Source organism: Oleiphilus sp. HI0066 (assembly GCF_001635725.1).
The window spans coordinates 1-854 of the sequence record NZ_LWFH01001073.1 but is presented as its reverse complement, the minus strand read 5'-3'; the positions used below and the strand labels follow the sequence as shown (position 1 = coordinate 854).

Genomic DNA, 854 nt, shown 5'->3' with positions numbered 1-854 from the left:
ACGAAGACTAGTCACGTCACCAATTTTTGGGTGGCCTTCGAAGGCTTCCAAAAAGTCTGCTTCGCCCATGTTTGCCCAAACGTCTTTCGCCGCTTGATGACACGCTTCGATCGATGCGAAAGGACGTGCTTCAACCATGCCTGCTACCCAGCGTGAGCTGGTGCAGCAGTTTGTGAATGCGAAAGTTGCGTCTTCTGCGTTCAACGCGTTTAGTGCGTCGATTGTGTAAGTTAAATCTGCCATGTTCGTATCAGTCCCTTACTTCGCTTCTGGGTAGCCCCAGAGACGTAAGCGACTGATGCCACCATCTGGGTACATTTTGATGCGAATGTGCGTGAAGTTTGTTTCAGTGTTTTGAACTTCTGCAGTGAAGGTGTGCTCACGGTCTGCGTGAAGCACTGTGCGCGGCATGATTTCAGTCCACTCGATTTGGCTCGCTTCTTTACGACCAGCCGTCAATGCGTCTTGATGTGCATCTTGCTCAAGCATGTCAACGTCAGCAGATTGTTCTGCAGTCAGTACAGCGCCTTCTAGTGAGAAACCGTTAGGGTAGTTGCCTTTAAAGTGGCAAGTGTCTACCAAGATCTTGTTGATGCTGCCTTTTGTCGCAAGCTGAAGAACCAACCAGTCATTGTTGCGATCAACAGTCTCATCGCCAACAGTACGACGACGCTTAGTTTCCCAACCGTCACCCATGTTTACGCCACGCTCTGGCATCACAAGGTTTTGCATGTGGCTGAAGAACATGTCTGAACATACAAGAGGGCGTGCGCCATTTTTGATGTATGCATGGTCTACTGGCCCGTTTGGTAGGAAGTGTGCAGGATCAACAACGACGTCACCGTATACACGCA

1 protein-coding gene and 1 pseudogene are annotated in these 854 nt (G+C 49.9%); both read right to left on the bottom strand.

Annotation, left to right across the window (positions count from 1 at the left end; all coding sequences use genetic code 11):
* Positions 1 to 243, bottom strand: a 243-nt coding sequence (locus tag A3738_RS13410) for a 2-oxo-4-hydroxy-4-carboxy-5-ureidoimidazoline decarboxylase (protein ID WP_304440102.1), incomplete at its 3' end; no start/stop codon positions are given.
* Between the two features lie 15 nt (positions 244 to 258).
* Positions 259 to 854: pseudogene (locus tag A3738_RS13405) on the bottom strand (hypothetical protein); the annotation flags it as partial.